Origin of the sequence: Carboxylicivirga linearis (assembly GCF_018271995.1) — a bacterium.
Classification (GTDB): domain Bacteria; phylum Bacteroidota; class Bacteroidia; order Bacteroidales; family Marinilabiliaceae; genus Carboxylicivirga; species Carboxylicivirga linearis.
Genome location: NZ_JAGUCO010000004.1, coordinates 249,122 through 273,177 on the forward strand (window position 1 = coordinate 249,122; position 24,056 = coordinate 273,177).

The 24,056-nt window shown below is 38.9% G+C and carries 12 protein-coding genes and 2 tRNA genes; 3 read left to right on the forward strand and 11 right to left on the reverse strand.

Features of this window, described 5'->3' with window-relative positions; genetic code table 11:
* Positions 1–49 precede the first annotated feature (49 nt).
* From purD to KEM10_RS08575, 4 genes are all read right to left on the reverse strand, one after another.
* Complete coding sequence (gene purD / locus KEM10_RS08560; RefSeq protein ID WP_212215573.1) at positions 50–1,318, reverse strand: phosphoribosylamine--glycine ligase; 1,269 nt, start codon at positions 1,316–1,318, stop codon at positions 50–52.
* Between the two features lie 145 nt (positions 1,319–1,463).
* Positions 1,464–2,087 (reverse strand): polysaccharide deacetylase family protein, encoded by a 624-nt coding sequence (locus KEM10_RS08565; protein WP_212215574.1) that lies wholly within the window; start codon positions 2,085–2,087, stop codon positions 1,464–1,466.
* 3 nt (positions 2,088–2,090) lie between these two features.
* Positions 2,091–5,168 carry a DUF2723 domain-containing protein gene (locus KEM10_RS08570; RefSeq protein ID WP_212215575.1) on the reverse strand — a complete coding sequence of 1,026 codons (3,078 nt, stop codon included), beginning with the start codon at positions 5,166–5,168 and terminating at the stop codon, positions 2,091–2,093.
* Positions 5,169–5,479: 311 nt separating this feature from the next.
* The gene (locus tag KEM10_RS08575) at positions 5,480–8,440 is read right to left on the reverse strand and encodes a glycosyltransferase family 117 protein (protein WP_212215576.1); all 2,961 of its coding nucleotides are present in this window, start codon (positions 8,438–8,440) and stop codon (positions 5,480–5,482) included.
* Positions 8,441–8,789: 349 nt separating this feature from the next.
* On the opposite strand from KEM10_RS08575, the gene pfkA reads away from it, so the two are divergent.
* Complete coding sequence (gene pfkA / locus KEM10_RS08580) at positions 8,790–9,779, forward strand: 6-phosphofructokinase (RefSeq protein WP_212215577.1); 990 nt, start codon at positions 8,790–8,792, stop codon at positions 9,777–9,779.
* 7 nt (positions 9,780–9,786) lie between these two features.
* Here the strand turns inward: pfkA and KEM10_RS08585 are convergent, their stop codons facing one another.
* Positions 9,787–9,969 carry a hypothetical protein gene (locus tag KEM10_RS08585; RefSeq protein ID WP_212215578.1) on the reverse strand — a complete coding sequence of 61 codons (183 nt, stop codon included), beginning with the start codon at positions 9,967–9,969 and terminating at the stop codon, positions 9,787–9,789.
* A gap of 66 nt (positions 9,970–10,035) precedes the next feature.
* On the opposite strand from KEM10_RS08585, the gene KEM10_RS08590 reads away from it, so the two are divergent.
* Together KEM10_RS08590 and KEM10_RS08595 are read left to right on the forward strand one after the other, a co-directional pair.
* Positions 10,036–10,106: transfer RNA gene (locus KEM10_RS08590), tRNA-Gln, on the forward strand.
* Between the two features lie 48 nt (positions 10,107–10,154).
* Positions 10,155–10,225 (forward strand) — tRNA-Gln (locus tag KEM10_RS08595).
* Between the two features lie 67 nt (positions 10,226–10,292).
* Here KEM10_RS08595 and KEM10_RS08600 read toward each other — a convergent pair.
* The 6 genes from KEM10_RS08600 to KEM10_RS08625 form a co-directional block, all read right to left on the reverse strand.
* Positions 10,293–12,539 carry a pectate lyase family protein gene (locus KEM10_RS08600; protein ID WP_212215579.1) on the reverse strand — a complete coding sequence of 749 codons (2,247 nt, stop codon included), beginning with the start codon at positions 12,537–12,539 and terminating at the stop codon, positions 10,293–10,295.
* 157 nt (positions 12,540–12,696) lie between these two features.
* Positions 12,697–14,658, reverse strand: a complete 1,962-nt coding sequence (locus tag KEM10_RS08605) for a cohesin domain-containing protein (protein WP_212215580.1) — start codon at positions 14,656–14,658, stop codon at positions 12,697–12,699.
* Positions 14,659–14,667: 9 nt separating this feature from the next.
* Positions 14,668–20,535 (reverse strand): right-handed parallel beta-helix repeat-containing protein, encoded by a 5,868-nt coding sequence (locus KEM10_RS08610; RefSeq protein ID WP_212215581.1) that lies wholly within the window; start codon positions 20,533–20,535, stop codon positions 14,668–14,670.
* A gap of 280 nt (positions 20,536–20,815) precedes the next feature.
* Positions 20,816–21,673, reverse strand: a complete 858-nt coding sequence (locus KEM10_RS08615) for a sugar phosphate isomerase/epimerase family protein (RefSeq protein ID WP_212215582.1) — start codon at positions 21,671–21,673, stop codon at positions 20,816–20,818.
* Positions 21,670–22,419 carry a 3-keto-disaccharide hydrolase gene (locus tag KEM10_RS08620; RefSeq protein WP_212215583.1) on the reverse strand — a complete coding sequence of 250 codons (750 nt, stop codon included), beginning with the start codon at positions 22,417–22,419 and terminating at the stop codon, positions 21,670–21,672. Before KEM10_RS08620 ends, KEM10_RS08615 begins: the two co-directional genes overlap by 4 nt.
* A 141-nt stretch (positions 22,420–22,560) precedes the next feature.
* Positions 22,561–24,039: a Gfo/Idh/MocA family protein gene (locus tag KEM10_RS08625; protein ID WP_212215584.1), complete on the reverse strand. Its 1,479-nt coding sequence runs from the start codon at positions 24,037–24,039 to the stop codon at positions 22,561–22,563.
* Between the last annotated feature and the right edge of the window lie 17 nt (positions 24,040–24,056).

A 24,056-nucleotide genomic window follows, 5' to 3' on the forward strand; every position in this document is an offset into this window, starting at 1 on the left:
CAAAACAAACGCAGTGATGCTGTTTCTATTGAGAGACTGAAAAATCATATTACAAATCGAATCCTATATCTGAACGGAAATATTTTCCTTCGAATTTTACTATTTGAGCATTTTTGAATGACTGAGCCAAAGCATCATCCTTATCTTTACCGTAAGCTGTTAAAGCAATTACACGACCTCCGGCTGTAACAACTTTTCCATCTTTTTCGGTAGTTCCGGCATGAAATACCAGACCTTCAGTGATTTTTTCCAGATCAGTTATTTCTTTTCCTTTTTCGTATGAACCCGGATAACCGCCCGAAACGCACATTACTGTAGTAGCAGATCTCTCATCCACTTCAATTTGTTTTGTACGAAGGTTACCTGCAGCAACAGCTTGAAATAAATCAACTAAATCAGACTTTAAACGAGGAATCACCACTTCTGTTTCAGGATCCCCCATTCGCACGTTGTACTCAATCACATATGGTTCCCCGTCGATACTGATCAATCCAATAAAAATAAATCCTTTGTAAGGTATATCGTCTTTAAGTAAGCCTTCAACTGTTGGTACAACAATACGATCGTGTACTTTTTTCATAAATACATCATCGGCAAAAGGAACTGGAGAAACTGCTCCCATACCACCAGTATTTAAACCTGTATCGCCTTCACCAATACGTTTGTAGTCTTTGGCTTCAGGCAATACTACATAACCATGACCATCAGTTAAAACAAAAACCGAAAGTTCAATTCCACTCAAGAACTCTTCGATTACAACTGTGCTACTGGCATCACCAAATTTACCGCCCAACATTTCTTTTAACTCGGCTTCTGCTTCTGCCAAATCATCTAAAATTAAAACACCTTTACCTGCAGCTAAACCATCAGCTTTCAATACATAAGGTGCTTTCATTGTTTTCAAGAAAGCAATTCCTTCTTCCAGATTTTCGGATGTAACTGACAAATATCCAGCTGTTGGTACATTATGACGTTGCATAAAAGCCTTGGCAAACTCTTTACTTCCTTCTAACTGTGCACCTTTTTGACCAGGACCAATTACAGGAACTTTTGCTATTTCAGGATCGTTTAAAACAAAATCTTTTATTCCTCTTACTAAAGGTTCTTCAGGTCCCACCACAATCATGTCGATGGCTTTATCCAAAACTAATTTCTTTACTGCTTCAAAATCGTTAGGATTAATATCAACATTAGTTCCCACAGCTGATGTACCTGCATTACCAGGTGCAATAAATAATTGCGTCAGCTTGTCGCTTTGTGCCATTTTCCATGCCAGTGCATGCTCTCGTCCTCCTGATCCTAAAAGAAGAATATTCATTTGTTTACTTTATTAAAATAGTTCGTTAGTTTTTAGCCAGTAGGCAGTAGTTAATTTACAAAACCGAAAAACCTACAATCACTTCAAATGATCAATTCGCCAAAACTCTATCAAACCATTGTTTAATTATTTTGCTTTTATTAACTCAATCCATTTTAATCGCCTCAAACCGATAACCCTCATTCAATAAAAAATCGAGGCTTTTGGGTAAGGCATATGTCAGGCGATCCCACGCCTTTATTGAATCATGAAAAACAATAACGGAACCATTTCTCACGTTATTGGTAACATTTCTCAACACCTGTTCTTTACTTATTCTGTTATCGTAATCCATCGACAACACATCCCACATCACTACTTTTGAAAATCGATTCTTCAGTTCAGACATGTACCAGGGATACAACTGCCCGTGAGGTGGTCTGAACAAATTACCCGGGATATAAGGCCTTGCCTTTTCAATATTGTTGAAATACTCACTACGCGAACATTTCCACGCAGGTAAATGATTGTAGGCATGATTACCTACACTATGTCCTTGCTTCAATAACTCCTGAACCAGATGTTGATTATTGTCGGCATTCTCTCCCACACAGAAAAAGGTTGCCTTCACATCATACTGATCCAGAAGATTCATTACCCAAGGGGTTTCTTTTTCAACTGGTCCGTCATCAAAGGTAAGATAAACCACCTTTTCCCTGTCTGGCATGCGCCAGGTTGTTCCCGGAAAAAGGCTTCTTAAAACCTGCGGCGGACGAACCTTCCAGCTCATATTCTAGTTTTCGTAAAAGCCCATACGGCTCATACGTTGTTGGTAGTCGCCTTCTAACTTCTTCAATAAATCTTTACGATCATATTTCTGAACCATACGAACTACTTCCATGTAAATTGCCATAGCAGTATCAGGCTCGCGACCAACTGTTTTTTGTTTTGCCGGTGGTAATGATGAGTAATAGTCGAAATCCATCATCTTATCTTCCGCCAATTCTTGCAGAATCTCTTCCCCTTTTTCAAACTCACCCAATCGGAAATAACCCTCAGCCAGGAAGATACTGAAATAATTATGTGGAACACGACTTCCGCTTAACACCTCCATACTCTTATCAAGAATATCACGAGCTTTGTCATTCTTACCTTCATCAAGTAAAGCCAGGCTAAGACGAGCCAGATTATTACGGATATTATTAGCCATACGCATATGGTTCTCGTCCAGATAAACATTCGGATTCTCAAATCCACCCCATCTGAATTTCTCCATCACGTTTTTGTACATCTTTTCGGTATCTACCCTACCGTACTGACCATTATTATTTACTGTTTTGATAGGCACTACTTGATAAGCAAATCCTTCAAGTTGGAAATAATCCTGAAGACTTACATAATTATCTGCTCCAACAGTCACCGCAAAGTAAATCGGACGGTTCCAGTCGTTGGTTGCAAATAAATCAAGAATCATCAACTCGTTTTTCAGAATCACATCTTTTTTGATGTTGATATCCACTTCCGGAGCTAATAGATGGGCTGCATCTTCTGACACAATACCGTTTTGCAATACCTTTAAACTATCGTAGTTTAAGGTAAACTCCTTAGAAGGTAAATAGTCTATCTTATTACCCGGATACTCAGGTATTGTTTTGGTTTTAACGTTATCGCTGGCCACAAAATCAATAGCATCTTTCAAATCAATCGCGCCTTTAATACGGTCGAACATATATACCACATCGCGTGATCCTGTTACATACTGATCATGATTCATTGAGAAAGGCATCGGATCGGAATCGTAAGCTTTACGCTTCATCTGATCGATGTACCAATCGGTTTGTAAATAACTAAGGTTACAAACTCTTACATCAGGACGAATACCTTCTACTTCCTGGGCATACCACAATGGGAAAGTATCGTTATCACCATTGGTAAAAATAATGGCATTATCTTCACATGTATTCAAGTAGTTATAGGCCAGATCACGGGCAACATAACGCTCTGAACGATCATGATCATCCCAGTTTTCGCTGGCCATAATACCCGGAACAAAGATTAAACTTACTATGGTTGCAATACCTGCTGCCACTGATCCTGGTACAAATCGTTTTAATCCGTTTACTATTGCCAATACACCTAATCCAATCCAGATCGAAAATGCATAGAATGAACCGGCATAAGCATAATCACGCTCACGAGGCTGATAAGGTGTTTGATTCAAATAAATAACAATTGCCAAACCAGTAAGGAAAAACAATAAGCCTACAATCCAAAATCCTTCTCTTCCTTTTTTACCTGCATTAAACTGAAAGAAGATACCCGCCAACCCAAGAATCAACGGAAGCATATAGTACTTATTTCTTCCTCTGTTTTGAGTATATAAATCAGACAATTTTGATTCATCTCCAAACCTCATCTTGTCTAAAACAGGAATTCCAGTAATCCAGTTCCCTTTATTTATTTCACCATGACCTTGAATATCATTCTGACGCCCTGAGAAGTTCCACATAAAATAGCGGAAATACATATAGTCTACCTGATAACTAACAAAAAACTTAATGTTCTCCCAAAGAGTTGGTACTTGAATTTGCTTTGGTGTGCCTCGATCATCCTCTACAGTTACACGCTTCCCTTTAAAATTAGTCCACGCTTTGTACTGTTCTATATGATGAGCTTCACGACTGTACATCCGAGGGAATAAAGTAGTTGTTTTATCGTCAAACTTATATTTTGTACGATGCATCACCGTTTTGTATTCACCATCTTTTTTGATTCGCACCGGAGCTCCTTCTTTATCATCCATTGATTTTCTGTCCAATGGAGAATTAAAGTTCTGCCCAAAAAATAAAGGACGATCTCCATATTGCTCACGATTCAGATACGACATCAACGAGAATACATCTTCAGGAGAGTTCTGATCCATTGGTGGATTGGCATATGATCGAATTACGATCATCGCAAAGGATGAGTACCCTATTAATATAACGGTTACTCCCAATAGAATGGTATTGGCAATAGCCATCCGTTTTTTATAAGTGATCCAAATACCGGCAACTAATCCTGCAACAAGAAGCACAGCATAAAACAATGCTCCGGAATTAAACGGTAATCCAAATCCGTTTACAAACATTAGCTCAAACCAACTTGCTACAGTTACAACCCCCGGAATAATACCATAAAGAATCCCTCCCAGTAAAACGGCTGAAATGGCAAGTGCTTTTAATGTATTATTTCTGTTAACCTCATACATTTTAAAGTAGTACACAAATACAATTGCAGGTATTGCCAACAGGTTCAAAAGGTGAACTCCGATAGAAAGCCCCATTAAGTAAGCAATTAAAACCAACCAGCGGTTTGAATAAGGCTTGCCTGCTACATTTTCCCACTTTAGAATGGCCCAGAAAACAACGGCAGTAAACAGTGACGACATAGCGTAAACCTCGCCTTCAACAGCTGAGAACCAAAATGTATCGGAAAAAGTGTATGCTAAAGCACCTACCAAACCGGCTCCCATAACTGCCATGGTTCTCCATATTGGAGGCTCTTCTTCTGTAATAAATATTTTTTTAGCCAAATGAGTAATGGTCCAGAACAAAAACAAGATAGTAAATGCACTGGCCAAAGCCGACATAATGTTAATCATTGCAGCTACCGCCCCTTGATCTGGAGCAAACAGGGTAAAGAAACGCCCCATAATCATAAAAAATGGTGCCCCCGGAGGGTGTCCAACCAATAATTTATAAGATGTTGAAATAAATTCTCCACAGTCCCAGAAACTGGCTGTAGGTTCGATAGTCATGATGTAAACCGTGGCCGAGATAAAAAAGGTTAACCAGCCAAGCAATAAGTTTAATCGGGTATATAGCCTCATAATTACTTAATTTCAAACAGATAGAATACTTTTTTCTAAAGATTCTTTTTCAGCGTTTGTCAGATATTCGCCAAAAATACAATTTTTATTAGAACAGGTCATATTTTATTATGTATTAAGAAATGTAGAATGGGAACATTAACTAATCCTTAACCATTATAATGTGCAGTGGCCCGATTTAATGAATACCTTGTTTTGACATCAAACAAAAGAGCGTAATAGGATATCACAGAGATATAAAGGCACCGATCGTTGCTTGTATCGGTGCCTTTATATCTCTATATTTTAAAATTTTGATGTCTCTGTGCTAATTAGAAGTTGTTGCTCAAAAGTTGTGTCAATCCCAATTCCTTATAGGTTTTGTTGAATTGATCCAGTAACTTCTGATTATCTATCAATTGCAAAGCAGTATTCAGCATTCTTCCGTTATCCAATTCTTCGGAAAATAATTGAGTTGATGCATTTTTCAGTTTTGCCGGTTGAGCATTAAACCAATACAGGTTATTGATATGGCGTTGCAGCAAGAAGTCTATCTTTTCAGTAGCTACTTCAGTTAAACCGGTTTCAAAAGCCAATTGCAAGAAAGGTATATTCCCAGATGATTCGGGTGCCACCTCAATAGGTAGCTCTTTCAATCCTTTTTTGATTACTTCTGCAGCATCCTCTTTTCTGTTTTCATCCAGTAAGGATAGTATCAACAAATTACAAATCTGGCGATAACGCATTACACTAAAAGTACGTCTGCAATAATGATCGTAATAAGCCGTAGAGCCATCACCCAGCTGAATATTATTCATAAACGATTCAAACAACACATCGGTATCAATATTTTGTGCATCTTGGGGGTATTTGGCTGTTGGCACTAATTGATAAACCATACCTTCGTAACGGAGGTAATCCTTTAAGCCAAGGAAGATCTCCGGATCAGCTCCGGCAGTAAAATAAATAGGTCGCTTCCAGTTGTTAGTAGCCAGCATATCAAGTAAAGCAATATCATTCTTATAAAGTACACGTTTGGGACATTTCCACTTAACGGTGTCAGTTTCGTTGTAAGCCAAAGAAAAATTACCGATAGGCGAGTAATCAATTTTTTGTCCATTCTGAAGAGGTAATTTACTCTGCTCGTTGGTGCTTCCTATAAAACGCACTACACTCATTAATGGAGCATACTCCTCACCCCTGTCCATTACCAATGCATTATCTAAGTCACCACTTTTATATCGATCAATATTAATGGTAAAAGGCATTTTTCCGGCATCATTCACTGATTGAGCCAATTGACGAACGCACCAATCAGCCCCCATCAAACCATAATTAATAACCCGCACATCGGTTCTGAATCCTTCCACCTCCTGCACATACCACACCGGGTATGTATCGTTATCTCCATAGGTAAACAATATGGCATTGGGTTCGCAGGAAGCCAGGTAACTACGAGCCATATTTAAAGCAAAATATCGGTTATCACGGTTATGATCATCATAGTTCTGCGACAATATTAACACAGGCACTGCTATTGTCACTAACACCATAGCCAAATAACCTGTTACCGAACTTTTCGACAGTTGCTTTAACCAATGAGCAATGGCAAAAGCACCAAACGAAATAAATATGGCAAAAGCAAAAAACGAACCTGCAAAAGCATAATCGCGCTCACGTGGCTCAAAGGGTGTTTGATTTAAATAAAGGATGATAACAGGTCCGGTCATCAGAAATAATAATCCGGTTACAGCCAGATACTTTTTCCCATTTTTCCCTGCTCCAATCAGAAAAACAATTCCAATCAATCCAACCAGCAAAGGCAACAAATAATATCTATTACGCGATGGGTTATTGTGAGCCAAACTATGATGTACCCCACTCGACACATCTTTATCCAAAAATGGAATACCCGTAATCCAGTTACCTTTTAACACATCTCCATGCCCCTGTTCATCATTTTGTCTACCAGAGAAATTCCACATAAAATAGCGGAAATACATATGGTTAATCTGATAATTAAAGAAGAACTTTAGGTTAGTGGCAAACGAAGGTTTTTCTTTACTCTGGGGATTGATTCCTGCCCACATCTGATAACCATAAATATGGGTTGGACTACTGCTGTGCATTCGCGGGAAAAACCCGGAACCTTTTTCATCGTACTCGTATTGATCAGCTTTTTTATAACTCTCATATTTATCGCCATCAAAACGATAGGATGTTTTATACTGTAACTCTCCCACCTCAGCATTGTAATACTGTCCGTATAATAGAGGGCTTTGAGCATATTGCTCGCGATTTAAAAAACTATCCAATGAAAAAACATTCGACGGATCATTAAGGTTAATAGGCGTATTGGCATCTGCCCTGATAATCATCATAGCATACGATGAGTAGCCAATCATAAATACAAGACTTATTACAGCCAACAGATGTTGCCAGTTATTTTTCGTGCGTGTTTTAAAAACAGCAAAAAACAACAAACTGAATAACAATAAGGTAAAAAGTAACAGACCTGAGTTTTTAGGCAAACCAAAGCTGTTTACCGTCAGTAGTTCAAATTTTTCTGCCAACCACAAACCATTCTGAATGACTCCAAATAATAACACACCCAAAATCACACCACCATAAACCACTGCTTTTATAAGTAATTTCCACGAAAAAGGAGCTCGTCTTAATAAAACCAATAAAATAAGAACCGGTATAATTAATAAATTCAACAAATGAACTCCTACGGATAATCCGGTGAGATAGGCAATCAGGATAATCCAATTTACTCCTGAACCCGTTTTTTCATGAGCTTCTTCCCACTTCAGGAATAACCAAAAACACAAAGCAGTGAACAGCATCGACAATGCATAAACTTCTGCTTCTACTGCTGAAAACCAAAAAGTATCGGAAACTGCAAATGCCAAAGATCCAATAGCTGCCGGTACCACAATAAAAAGGTATGATGAAAGATTTTCGGTGTACTTACTGAAGATTCTGCGAAGCATATGTTCGGCCGAAAAATACATTAACATGATGGTGGCCGATGATGAAAATACCGACACCAGATTGGCCGTATAAGCTATTTGTGAAGGATCGCCGGCAAAGAGGTTAAAAAATCTTCCCAGCAACAGGTAAAAGGGTGCTCCCGGTGGGTGACCAACTTCCATTTTAGCCATACACGAGATAAACTCACCACAATCCCACAAACTTGCTGTAGGAGCCATAGTAAGCCAATATAGAATAGTAGTCAAGATGAAGATTGCCCAACCAACAATCAGATTGATTCGTTTCAAAGGATTCATAGGGTATAATTAAATTCCCCTAAAGATAGGTTTTCAAATTTATTTACCAGCCAGTTTTAAAAAGATTGATAATACATTAGCAATGCAAATAGTTGTTTGGATATTCTTCTAGCTTGATTAATACGATTGTTCTTTTCTCTGAAATTAACCAACGGTTTTTCATACTGATTATGCATAATTATTCAAAAAGAGAGAAATTGATAAAATATCGCACATTTATGACAAAATGATCACACTAATTTTATTGATATTTCAGAGTTAAGCACTAACATTGTAGCTCCATTTTAAAAGAAGAAGTCCGCCCTAGGTCCATTTTGGAAATAAAACAAAATACTAATAATATATCAACATGAATAAACTTTCTAAAATAGGGGTTCTTACATCCGGAGGTGATGCTCCGGGAATGAATGCTGCTGTGCGTGCTGTTGTGCGTAAATGTGTGTATGAAAACATTAAGGTTACAGGTATTATAAAAGGTTACCAGGGACTTGTAAATGGTGATTTCCTTCCTTTAAATGCCGGCTCGGTAAGTGGTATTTTAAAAGATGGTGGCACCATGCTAAAATCGGCCCGTTGCCCTGAGTTTCGCACACCCGAAGGAAGAGCCACTGCTTATGAAAACTTCAAGAAACAAAAGCTGGATGGATTAGTGGTGATTGGTGGTGATGGTACATTTACTGGTGCTAATATTTTCGGACGAGAATACAATATTCCCATCATTGGCGTTCCCGGAACCATCGACAACGATTTATTTGGTACTGATTTAACGATTGGCTACGACACCGCTTTAAATACGGTTGTTGATGCAGTTGATAAAATAAGAGATACGGCTACTGCGCACAGTCGATTATTCTTTATTGAAGTAATGGGCCGCGATGCTGGCTTTATTGCTTTAAATGCCGGCGTTGCTTCTGGTGCTGAGGTTGTTCTTTTACCAGAAAAGAAAACAAGCTACGATGATTTGAAACGTTTCCTTGAAAAACAATATTCTTACTCTAAAGACAGTAGTATTGTATTGGTTGCCGAAGGTAAAAAAATGGGAAACACCTTTGAAATTGCCCAACGTGTTAATGAAGAACACCCTGAGTACGATGCACGAGTTACCATCTTAGGTCACTTACAACGCGGAGGTTCACCAACTGTTGCCGACAGGGTATTAGCCAGTGAATTGGGTGTTGCTGCTGTTGAAGCATTAATCGACGATCAAAAAAGCATTATGGTTGGAATGGTTGATGGTGAAATTGTTCACGTTCCGTTTAACCAGGCACTTAAAAATAAAAAAGGTATTAACGAACGCTTGTTCAACCTTATCAATGTTCTTTCTGGAGGAAAAAAATAATATATAATTATTTATTAAGGTGATGCCCGGTCTTTTTCGATCGGGCATTTTTTATATCTAATTCTATGTTAAAGGATAAATCTTCTCCTTGTCTCTTATCTCTTTCACCAAGGTAAAATCTTTCATTTTTTTCACGTTCTTTTCTTTCTGAAAACAAGGCTACAACAAGGATTTCATTATATTTTTTCAAAAATATTATTGTAATGAAAAAAAAACTCTCTATATTTGCATCGCTTTAGAAAAAAAGCACAGCGATTGTCCCATGGTGTAATGGTAACACACCTGGTTTTGGTCCAGGCATTTAAGGTTCGAGTCCTTATGGGACAACTAAAAACCCTTTCTATTTTGAGAGGGTTTTTAATTAAAAAACTCGATTGTCCCATGGTGTAATGGTAACACACCTGGTTTTGGTCCAGGCATTTAAGGTTCGAGTCCTTATGGGACAACGCAGAAAGCGGTCAATTTGACCGCTTTTTCTGTATTTATAGGTTTCTTATTCAAAACTCATCATATTTATTTTTTGAAGACCGTATGAACCTGAGTGTCTTTTACTGTAACAATCTTGACCAGATAGGTGCCTGATGGTATTGATCTTACGTCGATGAAAGACTGGCAATTTTCATTCAACATTACTTGAATTCCCTGCATATTATAAACTTCCACTTTTATAATACTGTTCGTTCCTTCTATGCTGATATAATCGATCACAGGATTCGGGTACAATTTAATTCTTTCATCAACCCTTGACTTAACTCCTGTTGTGGTATCATATTCCAGACTCATAAAATAAAGGTTAGCCACATCACCTTTTGTAAACTCATAATCGCCTGCTGCAATATCTAAGTTCAATATACCATTGGTTGGATAATACGCGGTACCATTTACTTTAAATTTTCCTTCAAAACCCTCATTAAAAACCAAGGTAAGTTGACCGTTCTGAGTTGATGTAAATGAGATGGAAGTAGCGGATTCTATTTTCAAGCATTGAGTTAATGTTAAACCATTGTACACAACTGTTCCTTTTGAATCAGACAGATTACCGGAAATATTGTAAAAAGAACTATTCAGGCCGGATAAAGTGAAGTTATGTATCATGTCTCCTTCATCAACCGGGCCGCCATCATCTCCTCCATCACCCGATCCATCATCCTCAGCGTCGCCCTGTATAGAAACCAATGTTGTTTGATATGCAGATAAAGCATTTTTTAAAGCCTGATTGACCTCATACGATGCATCATCAACCGAATTATCAAAGGCCCAGATGAAATCACCTCCTTCCATTCTTCCTGCATATTCCATCACTGTAGCTTTAGCATCCTCCGGAGTCTCGCTTGTATATTCATACATCACAGCTTCATTGGTGTCAAAATTGTTATAACTATTAGCTCCCTGCACTGTAATAACATCTTCCGGAACCAACTCTTCTTTCGACGAAGCAACATATGCATCAAATTGAAGGGTAGAGTTGGTTATTGCTTCATCTCCCCATGCAACAAAGCGATTCTGTCCTTCCATATAATTATTAAATGCCTTAATGATTCCTCCATCTTCCCCTGAGAATGTCCCATCCGAATCGTAATAAATATCGGTTCCCTGCTGAGATATCAACATTGGATATTTACAATTTCGGAAATAGTTGTCTTCAACAAATACCGATGAACCGCTTGTTGCCCCAACGCCGTATTTCGCATTTCCATCGTAATAATTATTGTAGACATGCGCAGAGAAAAATCGTACCCTCGGATGGCGGGAATCGGAATGATCAAACCAGTTATGATGATAGGTTATGTAAAGCCCTTCGGTTGTATCTTCACCTAATCCCAATAAACACGATTTGCCGGTATCCCAAAAATGATTATATGAGAAAGTAACATAAGTCGATCTTTTGCAATCCAAAGCTCCATCACCTTTTGCCTGATCAGAATCGCCTCCGGCGTCGCCATAAAACAAATCGCAATGATGCACCCATATAAAATCATTGTCTTGCTGCAATCCCAAATTATCGCCTTCATCGCTATTGCAATTCATAAAAGCCAGATTTCGGATTTCAATGTTGGATGCATTTTTTAATCTGATGCCCCAACCATCTGCCACAGCATCATTACCAATACCTTCAATAGTAATGTAACTTGATGGATTATTTTTATTCTCAACCACTATATCTCCCTTATTCATGTAGGAAAAATCAGTAATCTGCCCCACCATACGAATTATCAACGGTCGATTATCGTTGCCTTTTTTAAATCCATCTAAAATTTCCTGCAAACCCACACATGGATTCTCATTCGCCCCTGTCACATCCATCGAAATGGTGTTCTTCGAGTTTTCAGTGATATAGATAATAACAGCATTATCTTTGGCAGTCCCATCTTCCTTATAAGCTCCGGGAACACGATTATCAGAAAAAGAAAAGCCTGTTCGATCATGAGCAATAACACTGATCGAATTTGTTTCTGTAGATTCTGTTTCCACTCCATCAATAACCGGCACCACCTTTAATGTGTATTCGCCAGCCTGCAAACCCGGGATATCTGCCCGGTAATAATCACCATAATTACGGATTAACTGATCATCTATTTTAAAATTGGTAATACCTTCACCACTGCAATAAACATTATAAGCTTCAGCTCCCTCAACAGGTTGCCACTTTACCGTTGCCGTTTCGAACCATCCGACCGACTCGATAATAGTTACAGATTGAGCAAAAAGCTTAATACTTGAAAGGCTTAGCACTGCCAAGAGGATAAGAATGGATTTCATATTTTGAATTTAAAGGGTCTATTGGTTTATCTGTGTTAAAAGTAAGTTTTGTTGAGGCACGGCAGGGTAGATAAATAGGTTTGAATGGTATGAATAATAGCTATAAACGAAAGCGGCCGGAATAGTTCCGACCGCAATCCACATTCACCTACACCTTTTACAACTTAATTTTCAGGTAAATTTTATTATTTCCAAAAATCTCAACGATATAAATCCCTTTAACAAACTGGCCTTTAACTAACGTATATACATTACCTTCCACCATAGTTTTTAAAACCGGCTGACCGGTTAAACTATACAATGTTAACCAACGAGTATCATTGGGCAGATTCTCAATTCGGACTATCCCTGATTCGTATATCACCTTTATCTCATCTTTCAGATTTTCATCCAGAGCAGTTGGCTCTGCAATTTCAACCGATCCAGCAACCACCCGTAACCTCGGATTTCCTTCGTTCATTAGTATTTCAGAAAAACTTAACGGTATCACCTGGCCTACGTTTAATCCATTTTGTATAAATACCTCCAGACCCAACATAGTAACGTCTCCATTTACACCACTTACACCGGCTCCGGCAAACTGAAAATGATCCGCTTCTGAAAGTTGAGAATAACTCCACGATTGCGTTGCACTACCAACATTATTCAAGCTTATTTGCTGAATATTAGAGCTATTAAAGCCAATAACACCCGAAATACTGATAACCGGTAACATATTATCATACGAATTTAAGTATACAGGCATTTGAACCGATTCTCCATCAGCAGGAATAGAAACATTACCCAACTCAATGGTGCCATCATAAATTTCAATAATGCCCGACTGCCCTGTTGAACCGCGAGGATCTGTTACCAATACTCTAACCTGACCTCCTGCATTGACAGCAAGCAATCCATTTGCATCAATACTTGCTATCGCCGGATTTGAAACACTCCATTGGTAAGGTTCGATACCTCCACTAACATTAAAATCCAATGTTTCGCCAGCCAGAAGCTGCCCTGTAGAAGGTGTAACCGATAAATTAGGTAAGCTTACAATACTAAAATACCCCCTATAAGCTCTCGCCTTTAATGTTTCATTAAACATGGCATGTGTCACTTCAATCCAAGTAGCTCCTGAAGTACGATCATCAACTTTAAAACGTATATAAAAAAGAGGCCCACTACCTGATAAGGCTTCCGGTGATGCAAAACTAACCGATACAGATTCCAGCTGATTGAGGTTGGCTGATTTAGCTCCCACAGCTTCGAGTAAACTACCGGCAAAGATTACTTCTTCTGCCATCAGTATATCATCATTGAAACTGATTTTTATTTCACCACTCATCACATCAAAATCATCAAGCTGCGAAATATTAACCGGAATGGTTACCCTGTTATTTTGATAGTAACTGGTATCGCGCACAGTTACGGTAAAAGGCACGACTTCCACCCAGTATCCAGCAGTATCAATAACTCCTGCATCGTCTGTGGCAATCACTTTCACTTTACCTGGCGAAACACCAGTAATTACACCTGTTGAACTGATGGTAGCTACTGTTAAATCGGTTGTACTCCATGTATAAGGAGCTGTACCTCTCGACACATAATATTGCAAAGTCTCACCTATGGCAATTAATCCGCCGTTGGGACTAAAATTAAAATAAGGTGCCGGACTGATTGTAATTCGCCCATTGGTTAGGTGAACCGGCACTTCGCCTTCGTTAAAAATGGTTTGTTCATCATTAGCTAAATTGAGATAAGCCGTACCATTGGATTTTAAGCGAAACCATAATCGAGTCAATACACCGGTTCCACTTAAAGGGGTTACGCCGGCATGACTAACAGTTACTTTTCCTGCAGTGTTTATATTGCTTACCGGATCGCCCCACGACGCCGCAATAGTACTTTCGAAAGTAGGCTCCAAAGCTTCGAGTAAATTAACATTATACTCAACCGCTATCTGATACGAAAGGATATTCAGCGATGTCAACGAAGTGTCGACATAAACCGGCACACTCACCACATCGCCAACTACTCCTTCTACATTAGCCACTCGCAGACCAATATCTGCCCTGCCCGGAATTAGTATTACCGACCAGACAAATATGGTTGCTATATAATTTTTAAGCATCTTCATGATGGCTAATTATTTAATAATAACCTTCTGAGTAAACACCTCATCTTCCACCATTAACCTGATAATAACCACTCCATGATAACTATCCAATTCATCACCACTGAAGTGATAACGACCATTATTGAGTGTTCCACTGAACAGGTTAGTAATTAATGTACCATTAGGACTGTAAGCTGAAATTACAACTTCACTATTTTCATCAGCTACATCGTAATCAAATTCGATGTATCCATTGCTTGGGTTTGGATAAATAGTATGCAACGATGATTCATCGATAACCACCTGTTGCACTACGGTTGCTACCGGATTATCCACCTTAGCACCTTTGCTATTCGCACTTGCATATTGCTCATTCGATAGTAACTCTACAAATTCAATGGATGTTTCAGCCTCTGCACCTGAAATAATTTCGAAATGTAAATCAGCCCAAACGCCATCATTTGAAATAGCTTCAGCAGATGCAAATGCCAGATCTGCTTCCCCTTTTTCATTATCGATATGATAAGCCATTAGTGCTCCTGATTGATCACCACTTACTTCTTTGAGTTGCAGTACTTCTGCATTAAAATGAAGTTTAATATCGGCACTTAACAGATTTGATGTATTACTTACAGAAAGCTGTGTACTAAACTCGGTACTAATCGGACTAACATCATTCAAACTGAAGTATGCATCATTCGCAGTTTTAGCCACTGTATTTTTCAATACTTCAGCCGGGAAAGAAGTAATTACTCCTGCAACATATTGCAATACCAATGAAGCATCGTAAGCTGTAATTCCGGCTTCACCAGAAACATCGGCTACTGATTGTTGCAAATCGTTCAAGGTAATCATTGTAGCTGCATGCTGTAAAATCAGTGAAGCATCATAAGCCTGAATATGCCCGTTTAAACTAACATCTCCCATTAAAGGATTGGTAAATCCATCGGTGGTAAAATCGTCGTAGTTGACCATATCAGTAACGGCATCGCCTGTACCACCCGGATTGGATGCATGCGTTGGCCCGGTATTACTTCCCCAATAATTATAACGGGCATCAATATCAAAGGCCATATCTACATTTTGCACACCAAAATTGGTATTTCCATAAATATCACAAAAGTTAATTACCGGATTAGAAGCACCCGTTGCCCTAACTCCATTGGCATTATAAATTAAGCTTGAATTTCTAATGGATGGACTAGCCTTCTCGACTGTTACGGCTGCTTCGGTATTGTAATATCCCGCATAGCGTATTAAACAATTTTCTAATCGACACGAATCATCAAATGCCTCATCTGTGAAACGAAGTCCTTTCCAATTGTAATAGTTATTGGCAATATTATCCGGTCCGTTGGAATTACTATCCCCTCCAAAGAAATCATCTTTGATATCGGTAAAAACAATAACGCTGTCAGCGGTGGATCCTCCTTCTGCAATCAAACCTCTTTTAACTGTCATGCGGGCTCCCTGATGAAATTTACAGATCACTCCCGGATCGATAGAAAGGTGCACACTGGTTCCAATTGAGTAATTACCTGAGAAGTAATAAGGAATATTACGAACTCCTGCAAAATTATTCTTTTTAAGTGTTACATCCTGTACTAGTTCTTCGTTGGCCAATACACCAATAGCCTTATAAGTTGTACCTGAAATGGTATTATTAACTGTATCGCGTGGGAACGAAACCAAAGAAATTACCATTGGTGCGTACGTTAGATCATTAAATGTGCTATTTGTCAATGCAGGTGTGGATACTCCCCGAAGCTCTACTCCCCATGTGCAATTCTCGAATAACGAAGCGTTGATATCAGGTGCTGCCTGCTCCATATTTACACCACTCCTTGCATATCTGAATATGGTATTATCTACCGAACAGGAATCATCATTGGAAATATCAGCGTAAGTAATAATCGGATAATTCTGGACAGATGGACCATTCTCAGCTCCATTATCATTGGTATCCATAGGCCGACCATAAGCATCATCGCGCAGATTGGTAAATACCACCGGATTCCCTGATTCACCATTCACCTGCAATGCTCCATTAACTGTAAAGGCCGAATGATTATAGGTTTTAAATATGGTTCCGGCAGGTACCACAATGTTGGTTCCGGAATTGACTGTTAAAGTATTGTAGATGTAATAGGTGATGTTATCATATCCGGCAAAATCTCTTTGAGGAATGGTATCATCCAACGAATAAGTTTCTTGCGCAACACCCAAAGCCACAATACCCAAATTAGATACGCCATTATTTTCAAAGGTTGGCTCAGCAAACATACTTAGAATTACAGGAGCCTCTCCTAAATTATTAAACTGCGAATTAGTTACCACTGCGTTGGAGCTTCCGAAAATACCAATACCTCCATAGTTACAGTGCTCGAGCTGACAACTATCCACCTCAACATAGGCATCAAAAATATCAACCAGACTCCTGTTTTTTCCTTGACTATAATAAGTATAACCTCCATAATTGAGTATACAATTATTCAACAGGTTATCTTCTTCCAATGCTGAGGCATTAAATATAATTCTACTCCAGTTATTTCGTTGCGGAACAGAGACATTACCATCATCGTTGGTATCGCCTCCTTTTGAATCATCTTTAATAGAGGTAAAAACTATTTTCTCCTCTTCAGCACCATTGGCATTTAATGCTCCATTAACAGTTATGCCACTATTGTAGTTTCTGAATTTAATAACAACACCTGGTGATATATTGAGTATGGCATTATTGCCAATTGTTAAACGATCAATGATATAGGCAATATTATAAATGCCACCTACATCGCGTTTTACCAGATTGGCTGAATTGGCCAGATTACCTTCTAAAATAAAGATACCATTACTACCATTACCATTTGATGCAATATCGGGTGATGTAAACGACATTAGTGGATTAGACATTAGCGACATGGCCAATGGATCGAGTCGACAGTTTTGAATAAACACTTCTTCAGAACAATCCGGATCTGAAGTTCCGTCAAAACGAAGGCCATAGTAATATGAATCACTAACAGTAGAATTAGAAATCTGTCCTCCGGCATCCACCCAGGTTACAACCCCATAATTACTATTACCACCAAACAATAATCGGGTGAAATCGATGGCATTGAAATCATCATTGGCAGTACCTGTATAACGAATGGTTGTCCAGTTACCCGCAGACGGTGCTTCTGCATCTCCATCGTTTTTGGTATCCTGAGGAACTCCATAATTATCATCCCTAATGGAAGTAAAAATAATGGAATCAGTTTCGAGGCCGGCAGCTTTAAATCCTCCGTTAACCGTTATACTTTTGCTTTGATTAAACTTAAGAACTACTCCCGGTTTAACCTCAACATCGGAACCCGAATTAATGGTCAGATTATCAAGCAGTACATACGAAATATTATCATATCCAGCTATAGTATCCTTATCGAGTGTAGCATTAAATCCAACACTTTCGCCAATAATACCAATGGCTGTCCAACCCGGATTAGTAAAGCTGTTGCCAGTAAACTGAGGCATGGCATTGATAGATTTGGCCACAGGTGTATAAGTGGTGTTTACCAACTCATTATTCTCAACTACCGGATGAGATGCCTGAAATGCATAGATACCGTAGTGGCAATCTTTAAGAATACTATTGCTTATTTGTGGACTGGCATTTTCAAGTGTTATCTGCCCTCCACTAATGTATTGTGTATTATAATATCTGCCCGGCATAGCTCCATACTGAAGACGAGTATAGTTTAAAACACAATTTTCATCATCTACTGTATTTTCAAAAACAATACCTCCCCAATTGGCAATGGCCGGCACTGTTTGGGTTCCGTCTTTATTCGTATCCTGAGGATTACCAAAATTATCATCCCTTACAGAAGTGAAGGTAATGATATTGTTTTCATCTCCTCCGTCTGCCACCAAAGCACCTTTTACAATTATAAGATGCGATTGACTATATCCTTTGATTACAACACCCGGATTAATAGTTAGAGTAATGCCTTCAGGAATGGTAACCGAACCTAATAACAGGTAAGTTACATTTGGTATACCTGTTACATCACGCTGAGGCAGGTTAGCACTGGCAGTCATAGTACTGCTAATAATACCAATGGCATCGTAGGTATTATCAGAAAATGAAAAGCTATTATCGGTAAAAGTTGGTGTAGCGTCTAATGTTAGTGCAAAAGGCACTAATGATGATGAACCAATGGTATTAAACCGGAAACTAGGGCTTGAATTAAACTCAATGTAAGCACCAATGTAGTTGTTCTCGAAATTACAGTTTTCAATACTTGGCGAAGCATTCTGAATCCAAACCGGAGCCCTGTTGCTACGTCCACCAAACGAAAAATCGGCATAGCTGATGCTACACTCTGCATCTACACTGCTATCTTCAAAACGGATAGATCCCCAGTTACCTGCGGCTGGAGGTGTGGCGGCACCATCGTTATTAGTATCGCCTCCCAGGTTATCGTTCTGATAAGAGGTAAAATAGATCATATCTGTGTCTGAACCATCAGCTATTAAGGCACCTCTTACATATATACTACTGTTATTGAATTTAATTGTATTACCGGCACGAATGGTTAATGCAGCTGCTGCCTGAACATAAAAGGCCCTGGTAAATACATAGGGTACAGCCACTGTATCCAATGTCATATCACCATTCAGGTAACTAAAATCCACATAAACACCATTAAAGGTGTTATCCGATATATCAACATTATTATGCGCAAAAGTCAGATTGGCTGCACTTCCATATAAAATTGGCCAGCGACAATCCGATATTTGAGCGCTTTCAATATGAGTATCCCCTCCATTAACAACTCTTAGTCCCACATTATTTGACTGGTGAACAACACAATTGTCGGCAAGACTTAAGGTACCTCCATTATTATATAAACAGCTATAATTGGCATTAAAAGAGGAACTATAACCACCATACTCTATAGTAGTTGCATTAAAAGTTGCAACACCACCTGGCGATATATTTATGGCTTCCCAATTTCCGGCTGCTCCAACAGTAGTAGTTCCATCGTTATTGGTATCTCCTCCCAAAACATCATTCTGATATGATGTTACATAAACTCTATCGGTGACAGATCCATAGGTTAATAACGATCCGCTTACATTAACACTATTAGTACTGTTAACCTTTACCGTATTGCCTGCTCGTATTGCTAAGGTAGCACCGGCCTGTATCGTAAATTCATTTAACAGAACATACGGAACCGAAATAGTATCAAGTTCCATATCACTATTGAGAGAGGTGAAATCTAAAAAGATTCCATTTAAGGTATTACCTAAAATATCAATTCCGTCTGTATTAAAAGTTAAATCCGAAGCACTGCTATAAACAACCGGCCATCGACAAGCCGTAATTTGAAGACTTTCAGCCTGAACTGTTCCTCCATCTAAAAGTCGCAAACCAGTATTATTAGCATCTTTAATAATACAATTATCAGCCAAAGTAATTGCTCCTCCACTACTACTAAGACATGCATAGCTAATATTATAAGACGAACTATAACCACCATACTCAAAAGTGGTTGCATTAAACTCTGCAGTACCGCCGGAGCGAACATTAATTTCGTTCCAATCTCCTTTTTGGCGTGATAGAGGATCTACCTCAGAGGAAGTAAAAAGCACCCGGTTTACAGTGGTACCATTTACAATTAAATCGCCATCAACAATAATACTTGTATTATCATTGATTCGTACTTCAACTCCTTCATCAATCGTTAAAACACCTGATGTAGAGATTTGCAGGTTAGAAGTAACCACATAAGGTGAGCCATCAACCGTCCAGGTTGAATCAGTTGTTATAAAGCCTGATACATTGGTTTGTGAACTTACAAGCCAACTAAAACAAGCCAATATAAAAACCAGAGTAAATGATTTTTTCATGCTGATGTATTTTAATGACACAAGTTGTTTCGCTTACGCATGCCTAGGGGGAAGACTATTTAATTTAAGACATCCGAAAGCTCTTGTCAATGCTAACTGATGTCTTTTTTAATGGTGGTTTCAATGGAATTGACAGATGAAAAATGAAAGTAGACTAACTCCTGCTTATTAGTTATAATCGCAGGTATTTGAATTGTCGACGAGTTTGATGCAAATGTCTGAATAGAGCATAAAAAAAGCGATCGCAAAAACGATCGCCTTACAACTAACTATGAAAATTTCACTTCACAAAATCCGCCTCATTTAAATAGTTATAGCTAAGCCTTACACTTTCAAGTGGTTCAAAATTGTAGTTTTCAACTTCAACCACAATCTTTTGCATACCTGCTAAATCTGTTTTGGCGAACACTGAAGCAAAGTCCATTGTTCCACTTGCGCCCAACTCTTTTTTATCTTTTATATGCCAAAACAGAAAGCGTCCCGGATATTTTTCGAAATAATCAACAGCACTCTTACCTCCTACTTTTATCCAATATAAATCCAGCTCAAAAAATACTTTATCAGAATCGGTATTTTGCAGCATAAAATCATAACGAATTTGCCCATCAACCTCCTCAAATTCCTTGTCATGATTGTGATATCCGAAGTGCAATCCTTTTGCTTTGCACTTCGCACCCACCGCATTAAAATAATCGCAATACAGTTTTAGATCTTCCAGTGATCCATAACCTTTTTCATCCATCGATGCCTGTATTATGTATTCAACTCCAGCAGCCTTATGAGCATCAATACACTCATCCCACCAGGCCATGGTTTCGTCCCAATTAGATGAATCTGGTAAATCATGTCCTGCATGAGAAGCCGTGAATTGTAAACCATTTTTATCCAGTAAAGCCTTGAATTCAGCCGGACTCATACCGTAAAATTTACCATTATCATAGCCGGCAGCTTCAATAAAGGTATACCCAATCTCACCCACTTTTTGAATGGTGGCTGCTGCATCTTTATTCATATCGTCCCTGACAGACCATAATTGTAAACCAACATCTTTCTTGGGTTTTGAAACCTGACTACAAGCACTCATTATGATTGAACTGATAAAAAGTATAATACTTACCTTGAGGATTGAGGATCTCATAACTCCTTGATTTTAATATTGCGAAACCAAACATCATCTCCATGATCCTGAAGTCCAATATATCCTTCCGTAGCAACATCAGCCCAATTAGGATTCAATTCAGGGAACTTACTACCAGCAACCAAATCATTCCATTGTGGTGTCCATAAATGGTACTCAACAACTGTTTCGCCATTTTGAATATGCCAAACCGATCCTTTATAAACCTTTATTTCAACCGTATTCCATTCTCCGGCAGGCTTCGCATTTTGAGGTACAGCCGGATACAAATCGTAAAGTGAGCCGGCCATTCTATTTCCATCTTTACCCGCTTTAGCATCCGGGTGACGCTCGTTATCGAGCACCTGCATCTCAGGAGCCGTCTTATAAATGTAATCAAGGGTATCACTTTCTTGTGCTAAATAAAAGATACCTGAGTTACCACCCTCCGAAATTTTCCATTCCAGTTTCAGGTGGAAGTTGCCGAATTTTTTATCGCCATATAAGATATCACCTCTATCTTTTCCACCGGCCTCACCACGCCCTGAACCCGGGCAATGAAGTGTTCCGTCTTCTGTAATCTCCCAACCCGCAGGAAAAGTACTTTTATTATAATTTCGCCAGCCGTCAGAGGTTTTTCCATCAAACAGTAATTGCCATCCATCGGCTTTTTCTTCTTTTGTCAATGTATTATTTTCTTTTGTTTGTTGGCTACATGCCGAACTAAGTATCAGAGCCAATGCTCCAAGGAATAAGATTTGTTTCATAATTATATTGATTTAAGTAAGTATTGTGAATTAAAAAGTTGATCACACTTCGTGTGTTCTTTTAAAAATTATATACTATGGATAACACCTGTGGCTTCCACATTTTGTCTATAGTCTAATATCTAAAGGTCTACAGATCTATTAAGGCATTTCAGGTAATGACCAACCATCACGGTAGGTATGTTTGATTAATTCCTGAGCAAACTCATTGGCATTAACCGGATCTGTCCAATCTTTATTAAATGTTGGATGCCCATCGTGGATTTTAAAACCGTCGCGAATAACAGTACGAATGGTTTCATCATCTCCAATATTGGTGAAACGCATATTTTCACCATCCCAATGAAGTTCTTTATTTAATGACTGTAACCTAACAGCCAATACTCCCATCACTACCATCTCATTAAAAGGACCAGCCTCGCTAAATGGAGATAAGGTCTCAACCCGCTTTTTAGGTGATTCTTTACAAGCTCGCACCCAATCCATTTCGTGAGAACTTGTTATACGAGGCTGTGTTTTAGGTACATCTGGTTTTCTTCCCGAAAGCAACCACGGATCTTTACCATAACAACCGCAAATTAAAGTATCTTTTGTACCGTGGAATAAAACTCCGCCACCGGCATCATTCATATCTCTTCCCTCTGGCCAACCTTCCGGTTTTAAAGGCTGCAAACCACCATCGTACCAATGCACTTCCACCTCCGGCATTTTTACTTTAGCCAGACTTTTTCGTTCAGGGAAAGTTAATCTTACTCGTTGGGCTGTTGGAGCCGCATCAGTCAATAACAAAGTAGAACTTCCTTGTGCTTTTGTTGGATAACCAAGGTTGAGTCCCTTAAATACAGGATGTAGAATATGACAGGCCATATCGCCTAGTGCACCTGTTCCAAAATCCCACCAGCCACGGAAATTCCACGGCGTATAAATATTATTGTAGGGTCGCATTTTAGCCGGACCGATAAACAAATCCCAATTAAATGTATCAGGTATTGGCATTACTTCTTCTGGTCGGTTTAATCCTTGTGGCCAGATCGGACGATCGGTAAAGGCTTCCACTTTTGTTACTTCACCTATCTCACCATTATGAATCCACTCGGTTGTTAAAGCAACTCCTTCGCCTGAAGCCCCCTGATTTCCCATTTGAGTAGCCACCTGGTATTTTGCAGCCAGTTTGGTTAATAGGCGCGATTCATAAACCGTATGAGTCAGAGGCTTTTCAACATACACATGCTTACCCATAGTAATGGCATGAGCCGCAATGATGGCATGCGCATGATCAGCTGTTGCTACTACAACAGCATCAATTTCATCAGCCATTTCGTCAAACATAACACGCCAGTCCCAATATCGTTTAGCCTTAGGGAAATGCTCGAAACAGCCCTTTGCATATTTCCAGTCCACATCACATAAGGCTACAATATTTTCACTTTCCATGGCTTTTAAAACACCAAAGCCACGACCGCCAACGCCCACTCCGGCAATATTTAATTGATCATTCGGTGATAGTTTTCTTCGTTTAGCAAAAACTGCAGATGGCATCATAGCTAATCCGGCTGCTGCTAATCCGGCATTGGCTATAAAGCTCCTTCGACTTAAATGAGATTTTTTTGATTGTTCCATAAAATTAGATGTTAGAT

Bases quoted from the DNA above. Each gene is read 5' to 3' on its own strand.
- KEM10_RS08625 (WP_212215584.1), bottom strand. From the start codon at position 24,039: ATGGAACAATCAAAAAAATCTCATTTAAGTCGAAGGAGCTTTATAGCC.
- KEM10_RS08605 (WP_212215580.1), bottom strand. From the start codon at position 14,658: ATGAAGATGCTTAAAAATTATATAGCAACCATATTTGTCTGGTCGGTA.
- KEM10_RS08615 (WP_212215582.1), bottom strand. From the start codon at position 21,673: ATGAGATCCTCAATCCTCAAGGTAAGTATTATACTTTTTATCAGTTCA.
- KEM10_RS08610 (WP_212215581.1), bottom strand. From the start codon at position 20,535: ATGAAAAAATCATTTACTCTGGTTTTTATATTGGCTTGTTTTAGTTGG.
- KEM10_RS08565 (WP_212215574.1), bottom strand. From the start codon at position 2,087: ATGAGCTGGAAGGTTCGTCCGCCGCAGGTTTTAAGAAGCCTTTTTCCG.
- KEM10_RS08570 (WP_212215575.1), bottom strand. From the start codon at position 5,168: ATGAGGCTATATACCCGATTAAACTTATTGCTTGGCTGGTTAACCTTT.
- pfkA (WP_212215577.1), top strand. From the start codon at position 8,790: ATGAATAAACTTTCTAAAATAGGGGTTCTTACATCCGGAGGTGATGCT.
- KEM10_RS08600 (WP_212215579.1), bottom strand. From the start codon at position 12,539: ATGAAATCCATTCTTATCCTCTTGGCAGTGCTAAGCCTTTCAAGTATT.
- KEM10_RS08575 (WP_212215576.1), bottom strand. From the start codon at position 8,440: ATGAATCCTTTGAAACGAATCAATCTGATTGTTGGTTGGGCAATCTTC.
- purD (WP_212215573.1), bottom strand. From the start codon at position 1,318: ATGAATATTCTTCTTTTAGGATCAGGAGGACGAGAGCATGCACTGGCA.
- KEM10_RS08620 (WP_212215583.1), bottom strand. From the start codon at position 22,419: ATGAAACAAATCTTATTCCTTGGAGCATTGGCTCTGATACTTAGTTCG.